At 69.4% G+C, this 16446-nt stretch carries 14 protein-coding genes and 1 riboswitch; of the genes, 2 read left to right on the top strand and 12 right to left on the bottom strand.

Annotated elements, in window-relative coordinates; translation table 11 throughout:
* Entirely contained in the window at window positions 1-1671 is a 1671-nt protein-coding gene (locus tag ACXIZN_RS01550; protein ID WP_457952092.1) for a SulP family inorganic anion transporter, read from the top strand.
* Here ACXIZN_RS01550 and ACXIZN_RS01545 read toward each other — a convergent pair.
* From ACXIZN_RS01545 to ACXIZN_RS01490, 12 genes are all read right to left on the bottom strand, one after another.
* Window positions 1645-2367 carry a FadR/GntR family transcriptional regulator gene (locus tag ACXIZN_RS01545; RefSeq protein ID WP_457952090.1) on the bottom strand — a complete coding sequence of 241 codons (723 nt, stop codon included), beginning with the start codon at window positions 2365-2367 and terminating at the stop codon, window positions 1645-1647. The two genes, ACXIZN_RS01550 and ACXIZN_RS01545, sit on opposite strands and share 27 nt — an antisense overlap.
* Window positions 2368-2454: 87 nt before the next feature.
* Entirely contained in the window at window positions 2455-3828 is a 1374-nt protein-coding gene (locus ACXIZN_RS01540; RefSeq protein ID WP_034323423.1) for an L-serine ammonia-lyase, read from the bottom strand.
* Window positions 3829-3844: 16 nt separating this feature from the next.
* On the bottom strand, window positions 3845-4846 hold the full coding sequence (gene lipA / locus ACXIZN_RS01535) for a lipoyl synthase (protein ID WP_457952088.1): 1002 nt from the start codon (window positions 4844-4846) through the stop codon (window positions 3845-3847).
* A complete protein-coding gene (glyA, locus tag ACXIZN_RS01530; RefSeq protein WP_457952086.1) occupies window positions 4843-6126 on the bottom strand; it encodes a serine hydroxymethyltransferase in 1284 nt (427 codons plus the stop codon). Before glyA ends, lipA begins: the two co-directional genes overlap by 4 nt.
* A gap of 7 nt (window positions 6127-6133) precedes the next feature.
* Complete coding sequence (gene gcvH, locus ACXIZN_RS01525) at window positions 6134-6511, bottom strand: glycine cleavage system protein GcvH (protein WP_016336369.1); 378 nt, start codon at window positions 6509-6511, stop codon at window positions 6134-6136.
* 17 nt (window positions 6512-6528) lie between these two features.
* Entirely contained in the window at window positions 6529-7620 is a 1092-nt protein-coding gene (gene gcvT / locus ACXIZN_RS01520; RefSeq protein ID WP_457952084.1) for a glycine cleavage system aminomethyltransferase GcvT, read from the bottom strand.
* Window positions 7621-7628: 8 nt separating this feature from the next.
* A complete protein-coding gene (gcvP, locus tag ACXIZN_RS01515; RefSeq protein WP_457952082.1) occupies window positions 7629-10460 on the bottom strand; it encodes an aminomethyl-transferring glycine dehydrogenase in 2832 nt (943 codons plus the stop codon).
* A 145-nt stretch (window positions 10461-10605) separates the two neighbouring features.
* Window positions 10606-10699, bottom strand: a riboswitch (glycine riboswitch).
* 167 nt (window positions 10700-10866) lie between these two features.
* Complete coding sequence (locus ACXIZN_RS01510; RefSeq protein WP_457952080.1) at window positions 10867-11241, bottom strand: hypothetical protein; 375 nt, start codon at window positions 11239-11241, stop codon at window positions 10867-10869.
* A 237-nt stretch (window positions 11242-11478) separates the two neighbouring features.
* Complete coding sequence (locus tag ACXIZN_RS01505) at window positions 11479-12246, bottom strand: 3-oxoacyl-ACP reductase (RefSeq protein ID WP_125786634.1); 768 nt, start codon at window positions 12244-12246, stop codon at window positions 11479-11481.
* A gap of 3 nt (window positions 12247-12249) precedes the next feature.
* Window positions 12250-13611, bottom strand: coding sequence for an aldehyde dehydrogenase family protein (locus ACXIZN_RS01500; protein ID WP_457952078.1), 1362 nt, complete (start codon window positions 13609-13611; stop codon window positions 12250-12252).
* Entirely contained in the window at window positions 13608-14321 is a 714-nt protein-coding gene (locus ACXIZN_RS01495; protein ID WP_457952076.1) for a gamma-glutamyl-gamma-aminobutyrate hydrolase family protein, read from the bottom strand. The genes ACXIZN_RS01500 and ACXIZN_RS01495 overlap by 4 nt, the downstream gene beginning before the upstream one ends.
* The gene (locus ACXIZN_RS01490) at window positions 14302-15666 is read right to left on the bottom strand and encodes a glutamine synthetase family protein (RefSeq protein ID WP_457952074.1); all 1365 of its coding nucleotides are present in this window, start codon (window positions 15664-15666) and stop codon (window positions 14302-14304) included. The genes ACXIZN_RS01495 and ACXIZN_RS01490 overlap by 20 nt, the downstream gene beginning before the upstream one ends.
* Window positions 15667-15894: 228 nt before the next feature.
* Here ACXIZN_RS01490 and ACXIZN_RS01485 point away from each other — a divergent pair, with 228 nt between their 5' ends.
* Window positions 15895-16419: a general stress protein gene (locus ACXIZN_RS01485; protein ID WP_457952072.1), complete on the top strand. Its 525-nt coding sequence runs from the start codon at window positions 15895-15897 to the stop codon at window positions 16417-16419.
* Window positions 16420-16446: the final 27 nt, after the last annotated feature.

Below are 16446 nucleotides of genomic sequence, written 5' to 3'. Positions count from 1 at the left end.
GTGGCGGGTCTGAAGCTTTCGGAACTGCGCTCGCTCCTGCCCGGACGTGAAGACCTGCGGACGCTCAAGCGCGCTCCCCGGCGCGACCTCACGGCGGGCCTGACCGTCGCGATCGTCGCCTTGCCGCTGGCGCTGGGCTTCGGCATCTCGTCCGGCCTCGGGGCCGAAGCCGGGCTGGTCACCGCGATCGTCGCCGGCGCGCTGGCCGCGATCTTCGGCGGCTCCAACCTCCAGGTGTCCGGGCCGACCGGCGCGATGACCGTGGTGCTGGTGCCGATCATGGCCACGCACGGAGCGGGCGGCGTGCTGACGGTCGGCCTGCTCGCCGGGGTCTTGCTGCTCCTGCTCGCGGTCGCCCGCGCCGGCCGGTACATGCGTTATGTGCCGACGCCGGTGGTCGAGGGTTTCACGCTGGGCATCGCCGGGGTGATCGCGTTGCAGCAGGTCCCCGGCGCGCTCGGCGTCGCCACCCCCGAGGGCGAGAAGCTGGCCGTCGTCGCGGCGAAGGCGGTGGCCGATTTCGCCGGGCATCCCGCCTGGCCCTCGATCGCGATCGCCGCCGGGGTCGCCGCCCTGATGCTGCTCGGCGCGAAGTGGCAGCCGTCGATCCCGTTCTCGCTGGTCGCGGTGGCCATCGCGACCCTCGTGAGTCAGTTCGCGCAGCTGCCGGTCGCTCGCATCGGCGCCCTGCCCAACGGCCTTCCCGCCCCTTCGCTGGACTTCCTGGATCTGTCGACCTTGGGCGCGCTCGCGCCCTCCGCCGTCGCGGTCGCGGCACTTGCCGCGCTGGAAAGCCTCCTTTCGGCCACGGTCGCCGACGCGATGAGCGTCAACGAACGCCACGACCCGGATCGGGAACTCTTCGGGCAGGGCCTCGCGAATCTCGTCACCCCGCTGTTCGGCGGCGTGCCCGCCACCGCGGCTATCGCGCGCACCGCGGTCAACGTCCGTGCCGGGGCGAAGTCGCGGCTCGCCTCGTTCACCCACGCGATGGTGCTGGCGGTGATCGTCTTCGCGGCGGCGCCGCTCGTGGCCACGATCCCGATCGCGGCGCTCGCCGGGGTGCTGCTGGCCACCGCCGTCCGCATGGTCGAGGCGGGCTCGGTCCGCGCGCTCCTGCGTTCGACCCGGCGTGACGCGCTGGTCCTCGTGCTCACCGCGGCCGCGACGCTGATCCTGGACCTGGTCACCGCGGTCATCCTCGGCCTCGTCGTGGCGGGCGCACTGGCCTTGCGGGCGATCGCGAAGGCGGCTCGCATCGAAGAGGTCGCGCTCGATCACGCCGATCACGCGGCCGAGGAACGGGCGCTGCTGGACGAGCACATCGTCGCGTTCCGGCTCGACGGACCGCTGGTCTTCGCCGCGGCCCACCAGTTCCTGCTGGAGCTGTCCGAGGTGGCCGACGTCCGGGTGGTCATCCTCCGGATGTCACGGGTGTCGGCCATCGACGCCACCGGCGCCCTCGTCCTGCGCGACGCCATCGAACGCCTCGAACATCGCGGGATCACGGTCCTGGTGTCGGGGATCAGACCCGGCCACGAGAAGGTGCTCGACGAACTCGGCGTCGCGGACCGGCTCCGCGCGGAGGGCCGGGTCTTCCCGGATACACCGCACGCCATCGATTTCGCGCACGCGCTGCTGACCTCAAGCGAGGAACGCGCGAAGCAGTGAAGCGGTCCCTTCGACGTGCTCCGTCATCGCCCGCCGCGCCGCCTCGGAGTCTCCGGCGAGGATCGCGTCGACGATGGCCTCGTGCTGGGCGTTGGAGTGCTCCAGATTGGGTTCGAGCAGCGGGATCATGTCGAGCAGCTGGTTGATCCGCATCCGCGCGTCGGCCATCGCCGTGGTCAGCGAGCCGGACGCGGTGACCTCGGCGATCGCCAGGTGCAGCCGCGAATCCTTGCGCCGGTAGTCGCCGACGTCGGCCGCGGCCGCCTCGGCGAGCGTGCTGGTCAGATGCTGCCGGTCGGCCGGGCTGAGGGACCGCGACGCCGCCATCTCGGCGGCACCGGTCTCCAGGACGTGCCGCAGGCCGAGCGCGTCCTCCAGGGTGGCGTTGTCGACCTTCAGCCCTTCGGTTGCGGGCGGGTCTGGCAAGACGTCGTTGACGAACGTGCCGCCGTAGCGTCCGCGCCGCGACTCGACGTAGCCCGCGTCGGACAGCGCGCGGATGGCCTCGCGCAGCGTCACCCGGCTGACCCCGAGCCGCTCGGCGAGCTCGCGTTCCGAGGGCAGCCGCTCCCCCGCGCCCACCACGCCCAGCCGGATCGCCTGGAGCAGCCTTTCGACGGTCTCCTCGAAGGCGTTGCCCGCGCGCACCGGGCGGAACAGCGCGTCACCCGCGTTCGCGACCGTGCTCGACTCCACCCTTCGAGTTTAGGCGGCCCGCAATTCGTCCTCTGGATGCGGTACTTGCGTGTGCAACTACCGCATCCAGAGGACTGAACGCGGGCGTCAGCACTCGATGACGTTCACGGCGAGGCCACCGCGTGCGGTTTCCTTGTACTTCACACTCATGTCGGCGCCGGTCTCGCGCATGGTCTTGATCGCCTTGTCCAGCGTCACGACGTGCGAACCGTCGCCGCGCATCGCCATCCGCGCGGCGTGGATCGCCTTGGACGCGCCGACTGCGTTGCGTTCGATGCACGGGATCTGCACCAGCCCGCCGACCGGGTCGCAGGTCAGCCCCAGGTGGTGCTCGACGCCGATCTCGGCGGCGTTCTCCACCTGCGCGGGCGAGCCACCGAGGACCTCGGTGAGCCCGGCGGCGGCCATGGCGCTGGCCGAACCGACCTCGCCCTGGCAGCCGACCTCGGCGCCCGAGATCGAGCCCGTCTGCTTGAGGATCGAGCCGATCGCGCCCGCGGTGAGCATGAACGTCACGATGCCGTCGTCCGAGGAGCCCCGGATGAACCGCTGGTAGTAGTGCAGGACGGCCGGGATGATTCCCGCGGCGCCGTTGGTCGGCGCGGTCACGACACGGCCGCCCGCGGCGTTCTCCTCGTTGACCGCCAGCGCGTACAGGCTCACCCAGTCCATCGCGTACAGCGGGTCGCCGACGCCGTCCTCGGCGAGCAGCTTCTCGTGCAACGCCTTCGCGCGGCGCGGCACCTTCAGCCCGCCCGGCAGGACGCCCTCGTGCTCGCAGCCGTTGCGCACGCATTCCGCCATGACCTGCCAGATCTCCAGCAGCCCTTCGCGGACTTCCTCGCGCGTGCGCCACGAAAGCTCGTTGCGCAGCATGATCTCGCTGATCGGCAGCCCGGTGTCCTCGCAGTGCTTCAGCAGATCCGCGCCGGTGCGGAACGGGAACTCCAGCCGGGTCGAGTCCTCGACGACGACAGTGTCGGTCTCGTAGGACTCGTCCCGCACGAACCCGCCGCCGACGGAGTAGTAGGTGCGCTCGCGCAGCACCTTCCCGTCGGCGTCGAACGCGCGGAAGATCATCCCGTTCGGATGCGCCGGCAACGACTTCCGCCGGTGCATGGTCAGGTCGGTGTCCTCGGTGAACACGATCTCGTGCTCACCACGCACCTTCAACCGGCAGGATTCGCGGATCTCCGCGATCTTGCCGGGCACCGTGTCGGTGTCGATCTCCTCCGGACGCTCCCCCGACAGCCCGAGCAGCACGGCCTTGTCGCTGCCGTGCCCGAACCCGGTGGCGCCCAGCGAGCCGAAAAGCTCGCTCTGGACACGCGTCGTGGCCGTCAGGTCGCCGTCGGCGGCCAGACCGTCCACAAAGGTCAGTGCGGCGCGCATCGGGCCCACCGTATGGGAGCTGGAGGGGCCGATGCCGATCGAAAACAGGTCGAAGACGCTGATCGCCATTGATCTGCCCTCCTTCCTATCTGGCCAGCAGTGAGCTGGCTTCTTGGGCCGCGGGCCCTTCGGCGGCGAGATGGGCCAAGTTCTCCGACAGCGGCTCGCCGCGGTGGGCCTTCGTCTGCGCGAACAGCCGCCCGGCCCGATAAGACGAGCGTACGAGCGGCCCGGCCATCACGCCGGCGAAGCCCATCGCCTCGGCGGCGTTCGAGTGCTCGACGAACTCCTCCGGCTTGACCCACCGGTCCACCGGGTGGTGACGAGGCGACGGCCGCAGGTACTGGGTGATCGTCAGGATCTCGCAGCCCGCGTCGACCAGGTCTTTCATCGCGGGCGCGACCTCTTCGGGGGTCTCGCCCATGCCGAGGATCAGGTTCGACTTCGTCACCAGACCGGCCTCGCGAGCGCGGGTGATGACCTCCAGCGACCGCGCGTACCGGAAGCCCGGCCGGATCCGCTTGAAGATCCGCGGCACCGTCTCGACATTGTGCGCCAGCACCTCGGGGCGGGAGCCGAAGACTTCGGCCAGCTGGTCGGGATCCGCGTTGAAGTCCGGGATCAGCAGCTCGACACCCGTGCCCGGGTTCAACGCGTGGATCTGCCGCACGGTCTCCGCGTACAGCCACGCGCCACCGTCTTCGAGATCGTCACGCGCGACACCGGTCACCGTCGAATAGCGCAAGCCCATCGCCTGCACCGACTCCGCCACCTTGCGCGGCTCGGTCCGGTCCAGCGCCGCCGGCTTGCCGGTGTCGATCTGGCAGAAGTCACAGCGCCGGGTGCACTGGTCACCGCCGATCAGGAAGGTAGCTTCACGGTCTTCCCAGCACTCGTAGATGTTGGGACACCCGGCTTCTTCGCAGACGGTGTGGAGGCCTTCGCGCTTGACCAGTCCCTTGAGCTCGGTGAACTCCGGACCCATCCGCGCGCGGGTCTTGATCCACGGCGGCTTCTTCTCGATCGGGGTCTGCGCGTTGCGGACCTCGAGCCGGAGAAGTTTGCGCCCCTCGGGGAGCGCGCTCATCGGTTGAGATCCGCGTACAGCGGGTGCTTCTTGGCCAGCAGCTCGACCCGGGCGGACAGCGACTGGCGCAGGGCCTCGTCGAAGTCCGGGCGCAGCGCCTCGGCGATGACGTCGGCCACCTCGGCGAAGTCCTCGGCGCCGAAGCCGCGGGTCGCCAGCGCCGGGGTGCCGATCCGCAGGCCGGAGGTGACCATCGGCGGCCGCGGGTCGAACGGGACGGCGTTGCGGTTGACCGTGATACCGACCGAGTGCAGCCGGTCCTCGGCCTGCTGACCGTCCAAAGTGGAGTTGACCAGGTCGACGAGCACCAGGTGCACGTCGGTACCGCCGGTCAGGACGCGGACGCCGGCTTCGGAGCAATCCGTGCGCGAAAGGCGGTCGGCCAGGATCTTCGCGCCTTCGAGCACGCGCTGCTGACGCTCGCGGAACTCCTCGCTCGCGGCGATCTTGAGTGCGACGGCCTTGGCGGCGATGACGTGCTCCAGCGGACCGCCCTGCTGGCCGGGGAACACCGCCGAGTTGATCTTCTTGGCGAGTTCCTGGCGGCACAGGATGATGCCGCCGCGCGGTCCGCCGAGGGTCTTGTGCGTGGTCGTGGTGACGATGTCGGCGTACGGCACCGGGCTCGGGTGCAGCCCGGCGGCGACGAGACCGGCGAAGTGCGCCATGTCGACCATGACCTTCGCGCCGACCTCGTCGGCGATACGGCGGAACTCGGCGAAGTCGAGCTGACGCGGGTACGCCGACCAGCCGGCGATGATCAGCTTCGGCTTGTGCTCCTTGGCGAGGCGCTCGATCTCCTCGACGTCGACGATCCCGGTCTCCTTGTCGACGTGGTAGGCGACGACGTTGTAGAGCTTGCCCGAGAAATTGATCTTCATCCCGTGGGTCAGGTGCCCGCCGTGCGCGAGGTCGAGACCGAGGATGGTGTCGCCGGGGTTGAGCACCGCGACCATGGCGGCGGCGTTGGCCTGCGCGCCCGAATGCGGCTGGACGTTGGCGTGCTCCGCGCCGAAGAGGGCCTTCGCGCGGTCGATCGCCAGCTGCTCGATGACGTCGACGTGCTCGCAACCGCCGTAGTAGCGGCGGCCGGGGTAGCCCTCGGCGTACTTGTTCGTCAGCACCGAACCCTGCGCCTCGAGCACGCCCACCGGGGCGAAGTTCTCCGAGGCGATCATCTCCAGGGTCGACTGCTGCCGGTCGAGTTCGGCGGCGACGGCCGCGGCGACCTCGGGGTCCACTTCGGACAGGCTTGAATTGAACACAGCAGCGTTCACCATGTGAGTCTCAGTTCTCCTGGGTCAAGACGGCGTACGCCTGGGCGTCGAGCAGGGCGGGCACGTCGCCGGACAGACGCACCTTCAGGAGCCATCCTTCGGCGTACGGGTCCGAGTTGATGAGCTCGGGGGTGTCCGTTGTGGCCTCGTTCACCTCGACGACCTCGCCGTCCACGGGTGCGTACAGCTCGCTGACCGATTTGGTCGACTCGACCTCACCGAACACCTCACCCGCGGTGACGGTGTCGCCGACCGAGGGGAGCTGGACGAACACGATGTCACCGAGCGACTCGGCGGCGAAGGCGGTGATGCCCACGGTGGCGACGCCGTCCGCGACGTTCAGCCACTCGTGTTCCTTCGTGTACTTCAGGTCCTGGGGGATGCTCATGATCGAAAAAGGGCCTTTCAGGCGCGGGAGTAGAAGGGCAGGGCGACGACCTCGACGGGCTCGATACGGCCCCGGATGTCGACGGAAAGCTCGGTGCCGGGCTCGGAGTGCTCCCGGTCCACGTAGGCCATGGCGATCGGGTAACCCAGCGTCGGCGAAAGGGCACCACTGGTGACCTCACCGATCTCGGTGTCACCCGCCAGGACGGTGTAGCCGTGACGCGGCGCGCGGCGGCCGGAGCCCTTGAGCCCGACACGCACGCGGGGAACGTCCTTCTTGGACAGCTCTTCGAGCGCGGCCTTGCCGACGAAGTCGCCCGGCTTCTCGAACTTGACCACGCGGCCGAGACCGGCTTCGAACGGGCTCAGCTGGAGGCTGAGTTCGTTGCCGTACAACGGCATTCCGGCTTCGAGACGCAGCGTGTCGCGGCAGGCGAGACCGGCCGGGAGCAGGCCGTGCGGCTCGCCGGCGTCGGTCAGGATGCGCCAGACGGCGGGAGCCTCACCGGCCGGGACGTACAGCTCGAAGCCGTCCTCGCCGGTGTAGCCGGTGCGGGCGAGCAGGACGTCGTGACCCTTCACGACGGCCGGGACGCTCGCGTAGTACTTGAGCGCGCCCAGGTCGGCGTCGGTGACGGCGCCGACGATCTCGACGGCCTTCGGGCCCTGGACGGCGATCAGCGCGACGTCCTCGGACTTGTTCTCGACGACCGCGTCGAACCCGGAGACCCGCTCGGCCAGCGCCGCCGCGACCACGTCGGCGTTGCCGGCGTTGGCAACGACCAGGAACTTCTCGTCGGCGAGGCGGTAGACGACCAGGTCGTCCAGCACGCCGCCGTTCTCGTCGCAGATCATCGTGTAGCGCGCCCGGCCCGGCTTGACGCCCGACAGGTTGCCGACCAGCGCGAAGTCGAGGGTGTCGGCGGCCTGCGGGCCGGTCACCTCGATCTCGGCCATGTGCGAGAGGTCGAACAGGCCCGCGGCCTCGCGGACCGCCTTGTGCTCCGCCAGCTCGCTGGAATAGCGGATCGGCATCGACCAGCCCGCGAAATCGGTGAACAGCGCACCCAGTCCTTTGTGGACTCCGTGCAGGGACGTCTCTTTCGACATCAAGTGCCTCAGTTCTCGTAGGCGTTGAGCGGCGGGCAGGAGCAGACGAGGTTACGGTCCCCGCGCGCTCCGTCGATGCGGCGCACCGGGGGCCAGTACTTGGACTTGCGGTTCACCCCGGCGGGGTACACCGCCAGTTCGCGGCCGTACGGCAGGTCCCACTCGCCGACCAGGGTTTCGGCGGTGTGCGGGGCGTTGCGCAGCGGGCTGTTGTCCGCGGCCCACTTGCCCTGCGCGACGGCGTCGATCTCCGCGCGGATGGCGATCATCGCCGCGATGAAGCGGTCGATCTCGCCGAGGTCCTCGGACTCGGTCGGCTCGACCATCAGCGTGCCCGCGACCGGGAACGACATGGTCGGGGCGTGGAAGCCGTAGTCGATCAGGCGCTTCGCCACGTCGTCGACGCTGACGCCGGTCTCCTTGGTGAGCCCGCGCAGGTCGAGGATGCACTCGTGCGCGACCAGGCCGTCCTGGCCGGTGTAGAGCACCGGGTAGTGCTGGTTGAGCCGCTTGGCCACGTAGTTCGCCGCGAGGACGGCGACCTGCGTCGCGGCGGTGAGCCCGCCCGCGCCCATCATGCGGACGTACGCCCAGGAGATCGGCAGGATCGACGCCGAGCCGTACGGGGCGGCGCTGATCGGGCCGACACCGGTTTCGGGACCGGCCTTCTCCAGCATCGGGTGGTTGGGCAGGTACGGCGCGAGGTGCGCGCGGACCGCGACCGGGCCGACGCCGGGGCCGCCGCCACCGTGCGGGATGCAGAAGGTCTTGTGCAGGTTCAGGTGCGAGACGTCGCCGCCGAACTCACCCGGCTTGGCGAGCCCGAGCAGCGCGTTGAGGTTCGCGCCGTCGACGTAGACCTGGCCGCCCGCGTCGTGGACGATCTTGGCCAGCTCGTCGATGCCGTGCTCGTACACGCCGTGCGTGGACGGGTACGTGACCATGATCGCGGACAGCGTGTCGCGGTTGGCCTCGACCTTGGCGCGCAGGTCTTCGAGGTCGACGTTGCCCTCGGCGGTGCACTTCACCACGACGACGCGCATCCCGGCCATGACCGCGGAGGCGGCGTTCGTGCCGTGGGCGGACGACGGGATCAGGCAGACCTCGCGTTCGGCCTGCCCGTTCGCGTGGTGGTACGCGCGGATCGCGAGCAGGCCGGCGAGCTCGCCCTGGCTGCCCGCGTTCGGCTGCAGCGACACCTTGTCGTAGCCGGTGACCTCGGCCAGCCAGCTCGACAGCTGCTCGACCAGGGTGTGGTAGCCCTCGGCCTGGTCGGCGGGGGCGAACGGGTGGATGCCCGCGAACTCGCGCCAGCTGATCGGCTCCATCTCGGTGGTGGCGTTGAGCTTCATCGTGCAGGAGCCGAGCGGGATCATGCCGCGGTCGAGCGCGTAGTCCAGGTCGGACAGGCTGCGCAGGTAGCGCAGCATCGCGGTCTCGGAGCGGTGGGAGTGGAAGACCTCGTGGGTCAGGTAGTCGCTCTCGCGGCCGAGGCCGGCGGGCAGCGCGCTGGCGTCGGCGGCGGGGGTGTCGATACCGAACGCGTTGAGCACCTTGGCGATGATCGCGGGCGTGGTGACCTCGTCGACGGCGACGCGGACGTGGTCGGCGTCGACCGGGCCGAGGTTGATCCCGTTCTCGCGCGCGACCGCGACGACCGCTTCGGCCTGCCCGGGCATGCGGGCGAGGACGGTGTCGAAGAAGCCCTCGTGGACGACCTCCACGCCTGCCGTGCGGAGGGCGTCCGCCAGGCCGGCGGCGAGCCCGTGGACGCGGGTCGCGATGCGCTTGAGGCCGTCCGGACCGTGGTAGACCGCGTACATCGCGGCGAGCACGGCGGGCAGGACCTGCGCGGTGCAGATGTTGGAGGTCGCCTTCTCGCGGCGGATGTGCTGCTCACGCGTCTGCAGGGCCAGGCGGTACGCGGGGTTGCCGTCGGCGTCGACCGAGACCCCGACCAGGCGGCCCGGCAGCGAGCGCTCGAGCCCGGCGCGGACGGCCATGTACCCGGCGTGCGGGCCGCCGTAACCGAGCGGGACGCCGAAGCGCTGGGTGGAACCGGCGGCGATGTCGGCGCCGAACTCACCCGGCGCGGTGATCAGCGTGAGGGCGAGCAGGTCGGCGGCGACGGTGTACAGCGCGCCGGCGGCCTTCGCGGTCTCGGAGATGGCGGAGTAGAAGCCCGCGCCGCGCAGCACACCGGAAGCGCCCGGGTACTGGACGACGACACCGAAGAACTCCTCCGGCAGGCCGGTGAGCAGGTCACGGACCTCGACCTCGACGCCCATCGCCTCGGCGCGGGTGCGGACGACGGCGATGGTCTGCGGCAGGCACTCGGCGTCGAGGACGACCTTGTTCGACTTCGCCTTCGACGCGCGGCGCATCAGCATGACGGCCTCGGCGACGGCGGTGGACTCGTCGAGCAGGGAGGCGTTCGCGGTGGCGAGACCGGCCAGCTCGGAGACCATGGTCTGGAAGTTGAGGAGGGCTTCGAGACGGCCCTGCGAGATCTCCGGCTGATACGGCGTGTACGCCGTGTACCAGGCCGGGTTCTCCAGCACGTTGCGGCGGATGACCGCCGGGGTGACCGTGTCGTGGAAGCCGAGGCCGATCATCTGGGTCATCGGCTTGTTGAGCGCGGCGAGCGCGCGAAGCTCGGCGATGGCGTCCTCTTCGGACGCGGCGGGGGGAAGTTCGAGGTCGCGAGTGACCCGGATCGCGGACGGCACGGCGGCCTGCACCAGGGCATCGAGACTGCCGTAGCCGACCTCGGCGAGCATCTTGGCCTGCTCGGACTCCGAGGGGCCGATGTGCCGGTCGTCGAAGGACGTACTGGTCAAGGGAGCTCCTTGGGTCAGGCGCCGGATAGACCGGTGCGCTGGGAACTCCCCCTCTGTCATGGCACCTGAGAGTTTCACCACCCGTGAACGGGGTGGCTTTCACCTTGGGTGAGACGCACTTGCGCGCCTGCTTTCCAGAGTGGCCTCGCGTGAAGCGGTAGTGGGTACCTGAGAGATTCCGGGGAGTTTGCTCCTTCGGTGCCCCACCACGTTCGTGGGGGCTCTCCCGCTCCAGCTCGACGGCCCTGTCTGAAGTTGTGCGCACACCGTACCTGGCGTGTTCAGCGCGCGTCTACTTCCAGCCGAGCACGTCACTTGCGTGCTTGGAGCCGTAACTCGCGTGATCGGAGGCGTAACTCGTGAGTTACGCCTTCAATCACGCGAGTGACGGCTCTGAGCACGCGAGTTACGCGTTCTCCATCATCATCTCGGCGGTGATGGTGCCGCAGAGTTCGGCGCACCGCGTCATCATGTCGGCCGCGTCGGCGAGCTCGGCGTCACCGGTCTTGGCGCACTCGTCGGCGCACATGCGCATCATCTGGGAGGCGAGGCCGCACATCTTCGCGCACATGCGCATCATCTCGAGGTCGGCGACCATGGCGGAGCAGCGCATCATCATGTCGGCGCACATGCGGGACATGTCCGCGCAGGTCACCATCATCATGCCGAGCTTCGCGCCGCCCACCTCCATGCAGCGCGTCATCATCTCTTCGCACCTGGCGTGGCACTCGTTGCACAGGTCGATGCAGTCACGCATGGCGGTGCTCATCTGCCGGGTCATGCTGGGCCTCCTGGTGGTCCTGGATGCTGGCTACGCGTTGTCAGGACTACAGCGCAGGTCAGCGGCCCGCCATCCCAGCCACCGGGACGAGTGACGCCGCGCATTTAGAGGACTAAACGCGCCGGGGCAGGCTCCGAGTCCGTGAAGGCCTCCTTCCCTACCTTGAGAGTAGGGAAGGAGGCCTTCACGGACAGAGCAGCCGGGGAGCACCGCATTCAGAGGACTAAACGCGGGCGATCAGAGCGGGGTGACGTAGGCGCCCGAGATACCGCCGTCCACCAGGAACTGCGAAGCCGTGATGAACGAGGCGTCGTCGCTCGCCAGGAACGCGACGGCCGCCGCGATCTCCTCCGGCTCCGCGAACCGCCCGACCGGCACGTGCACCAGCCGCCGCGCCGCCCGCTCTGGGTCCTTCGCGAACAGTTCCTTCAGCAGCGGCGTGTTCACCGGACCCGGGCACAGCGCGTTCACCCGGATGTTCTCCCGCGCGAACTGCACGCCCAGCTCCCGGCTCATCGCCAGTACCCCGCCCTTCGACGCGGTGTAGGAGATCTGCGACGTCGCCGCGCCCATCACCGCGACGAACGACGCCGTGTTGATGATGGAGCCCTTGCCCTGCCGCTGCATATGCGGCAGCACCGCCTTGCAGCACAGGTACACCGACGTCAGGTTGACCTTCTGGACCTTCTCCCACGCGTCGATGCCCGTGGTGAGGATCGAGTCGTCCTCGGGCGGGGAGATGCCGGCGTTGTTGAACGCGACGTCGACCGAGCCGAAAGTGTCCACAGTGGTCTGGAACAGAGCCTCGACCTGCTCGGCGTCGGTGACGTCGGCCTGCACGAACAGCCCGCCGACCTCGTCGGCCGCGGCCTTGCCCGCCTCGGCGGAGATGTCGCCGATGACGACCTTCGCGCCTTCGCTCGCCAGCCGCCGCGCGGTGGCGAGGCCGATGCCGCTGCTGCCGCCGGTGATGACCGCGACCCGGCCCTCGAAACGCTGAACCATTTCCTATTCCTCCGTGCTGATGAAGACGTTCTTGGTCTCGGTGAAGGCGTCGACGGCGTCGGGACCGAGTTCGCGGCCGAGCCCGGACTGCTTGAATCCGCCGAACGGCGTCCAGTACCGGACGGACGAATGCGAGTTGACCGACAGGTTCCCCGCTTCGACACCGCGCGCGACGCGGAAGGCGCGGCCGACGTCGCGGGTCCAGATCGAGCCGGACAGCCCGTACTCGGTCTGGTTGGCCATCGTCACCGCGTCCGCCTCGCCGTCGAACGGGACCACGGCGACGACCGGGCCGAAGATCTCCTCGGACGCCAGCGGATGCCGCAGGTCCGGTGGGGTGACGACGGTCGGCGCGAACCAGTATCCGGGGCCGACGGGCGCGTTGCCCCGGAAGGCGACCGGCGCGGATTCGTCCACATAGGACGAGACCTTCGCGTGGTGCCCCGCCGAGATCAGCGGCCCCATCTCGGTCACTTCCAGCCGCGGATCCCCCACGACCACACCGTTCACCGCCGGTTCCAGCAGCTCCATGAACTTCTCGTACACGCTCGACTGCACCAGGATCAGCGACCGCGCGCAGCAGTCCTGCCCGGCGTTGTCGAAGACGCCGTACGGCGCGGTGGCCGCGGCCTTGTCCAGGTCGGCGTCGGCGAAGACGATGTTCGCGTTCTTGCCGCCGAGCTCCAGCGTCACCCGCTTCACCTGCGCGGCGCAGCCCGCCATGATCTGCTTGCCGACCTCGGTGGAGCCGGTGAACACCACCTTCCGCACCGCCGGGTGGTCCACGAAGCGCTGCCCCACCACCGATCCCTTGCCGGGAAGCACCTGGAAGACGTCCTCGGGGATCCCCGCCTCGCGGGCGAGTTCGCCGAGGCGGATCGCAGTGAGCGGGGTGAGCTCGGCGGGTTTGAGCACGACGGTGTTCCCCGCGGCGAGCGCCGGTGCGAACCCCCAGCCCGCGATGGGCATCGGGAAGTTCCACGGCACGATCACCCCGACCACGCCGAGCGGCTCGTGGAACGTCATGTTCACGCCGCCGGGTACCGGGATCTGCTTGCCGCTCAACCGTTCGGGGGACGCGGAGTAGTACGTCAGCACGTCGCGGACGTTGCCCGCTTCCCAGCGCGCGTTGCCGATCGTGTGGCCGGCGTTGGCGACCTCCAGCTGGGCGAGGTTCTCGATGTCGGCGTCGACGGCGTCGGCGAACCGGCGCAGCAGCCGCGCCCGGTCGCCGGGGGCCACCGCACGCCAGGCGGGGAACGCCGCGTGCGCGCGGGCGATCGCCGCGTCGGCCTCCTCGGCCGAGGTCAGCTCGACCGACCGCACCACCTCTTCGGTGGCGGGGTTGATCACCTCGAACGTCATGCGCGCTCCTTAGCTGCTTCCACGAGTGCCTCGAAAAGCCTGATGTCGTCGGGATTCTGTTCGGGATGCCATTGGACGCCGAGGACGAACCCGTCGCCGGGCAGTTCGGCCGCCTCGATGGTCCCGTCGGCGGCCCAGCCGACCGGGACCAGCCCGTCGCCGAGCTTGTCGATCGCCTGATGGTGGTAACACGGCACCTTGGTCTCGGCGCCGAGGATCGACGCGACGCGGCTGCCCTCGGCAAGCCTCACCGTAGTGGTGCCGAAGGTCCCTGGCGCGGGTTGGTGATCCGCACTGTCCAAAGTGTCCGGCAGGTGCTGCGCGAGCGTGCCGCCCAGAGCGACGCTGAGCACCTGGAGCCCCCGGCACACGCCGAGCACCGGCTTACGGGCGGACAAAGCGGACCGCAGCAGGCCGAACTCGAAGGCGTCCCGGTTCGGCCTCGTGTACGTCGTCGCGTGCTGCTCCTGGCCGTAGCGCGCCGGGTCGACATCGGCGCCGCCGACCAGCACGAGCCCGTCCACGGCGGAGATCAGCCGATCGTGTGCCCCGCTCACCGGCGGCAGCAGGACCGGGATGCCGCCCGCCGCGACGATCCCGTCGACGTAGACCCGATGGAGCAGCGCCGCTTCCGTCTCCCACACCAGGAATTTCGCGGGCTCCAGATAGGACGTCAGCCCGATCAGGGGTTCAGAGCCGCTCGAAGCCACGAATCCTCTCCCAGTCGGTGACGGCGGCGTCGTACGCGGCCAATTCGATCTTCGCCGCGTTCAGGTAGTGGTCGACGACCTCGTCCCCGAACGCGGACCTCGCGAGCTCGCTCCCGTCCAGCAGCGCCGCGGACTCCCGCAAGGTGGTCGGCACGGTCGGCTTGCCGGAAACGTAGGCGTTGCCCTGGAACTCCGGTTCGAGCTCCAGCTCGTTCTCGATGCCGTGCAGCCCGGCCGCGATCAGCGCGGCCACCGCGAGGTACGGGTTCACGTCGCCGCCGGGGACGCGGTTCTCGGTGCGCAGCGAATCCCCGTGGCCGACGACGCGGAGCGCGCACGTGCGGTTGTCGGTGCCCCACGCGACGGCCGTCGGTGCGAAGCTGCCGGGGACGAAACGCTTGTAGGAGTTGATGTTCGGCGCGAAGAAGTAGGTCAGCTCACGCAGCCCGGCGAGCTGGCCCGCGAGGAAGTGCTCCATCAGCGGCGAGAACCCGCCGGGACCGTCGCCCGCCAGGACGGGTTCACCCGCGGCGGAGCGCAGGCTGATGTGGATGTGGCACGAGTTGCCCTCGCGTTCGTTGTACTTCGCCATGAACGTGAGGCTCTTGCCCTCCTGCGCGGCGATCTCCTTGGAGCCGGTCTTGTAGACGCTGTGGTTGTCGCAGGTGGTCAGCGCGTCGGCGTAACGGAACGCGATCTCGTGCTGGCCGGGGTTGCACTCGCCCTTGGCGGATTCGACGTACAGGCCCGCTCCGCCCATGTCGTTGCGGATACGGCGCAGCAGCGGCTCGATCCGCGCGGTGCCGAGCATCGAGTAGTCGACGTTGTACTGATTGGCCGGGCGGAGGCCCTGATACCGCTTGTCCCAGGCCGACTCGTAGGTGTCGTCGAAGACGATGAACTCCAGTTCGGTCCCGACGTAGGCGGCGAGACCGCGTTCGGCGAGCCGGTCGAGCTGGCCGCGCAGGATCTGGCGCGGCGAGGGGGCCACGGCACCGCCCTGCACCCGTTCGAGGTCGGCGAGGACGAGCGCGGTGCCCTCCTGCCACGGCAGCAGGCGCAGCGTGCCGAAGTCCGGGCGCATGACGAAGTCGCCGTAGCCGGTCTCCCAGGACGACATCGCGTAGCCGTCGACGGTGTTCATGTCCACGTCGACCGCGAGCAGGTAGTTGCACGCTTCGGTGGCGTGCTCGACGACCTCGTTGAGGAAGTATTCGGCGGCGCAGCGTTTGCCCTGCAGCCTGCCCTGCATGTCGGTGATCGCCACCAGCACCGTGTCGACGGCGCCTTCCTCGACCAGTTCCCGGAGCCGATCGAGCGTGAGCATGCCGCGCCTGTTCGCCATCAGCCTCACCTAAAGGTTCGATGCGGTACCTTTGTGGCTTCTTCCTACCGGGTCGACCGAACTCGGTCAACTCGACCAATGGTCTAGTTCGTTATCCATTGCCCACCGTAGTTGATCCCTGGGCGGATTGTCTGCGATGCCCGGCTGAGAAGATGCTGTGAATCCCGCCGCACCGGGAGGAGATCCGCGCATCCGGGACGTTGTACGGATCAAGAGAGGTGAGAAGGAATGACACAGGCATTCACGCAGCAGACCACGTTCACCGAGCCCCAGGGGCGGGCTCAGCTCCCGACGATGCCCAGTGGGTGGCCGATCGGCTCGTACGAGTCGTACTCCGAAGCGCAGCGTGCCGTCGACCACCTCGCGGGAACGGACTTCCCGATCACGGACGTGACCATCGTCGGTGTCGAGCCGGTCCTGGTCGAGCGGATCGCCGGGCGGATGGGCTGGAGCAAGGTGCTGACCAGCTCGGCGTTGTCGGGCGCGATGTTCGGTGTGTTCCTCGGGCTCGTGCTGAGCCTGCTGAACCCGGGCGCCGGGCTGGTGCCGATCCTCGTCGGCCTCGTCGGCGGTATCGGGTTCAACCTGCTGTTCGGCGCGCTGGGGTACGCGGCATCGAAGAACAAGCGCGGGTTCATTTCGCAGAGCCAGCTGGTCGCCCGGCGTTACGACGTCCTGGCCCAGCCGCGCAACGCCGAGAAGGGCCGCGCCCTGCTGGCCGACCTGGCCGCCAGGAGCGCGTTCCACCACTGAGCCTCACCCCACGCGAGCCGGCACCTC

Source organism: Amycolatopsis sp. TRM77291 (genome assembly GCF_054166285.1).
This window is presented reverse-complemented; position numbering and strand designations above follow the sequence as displayed.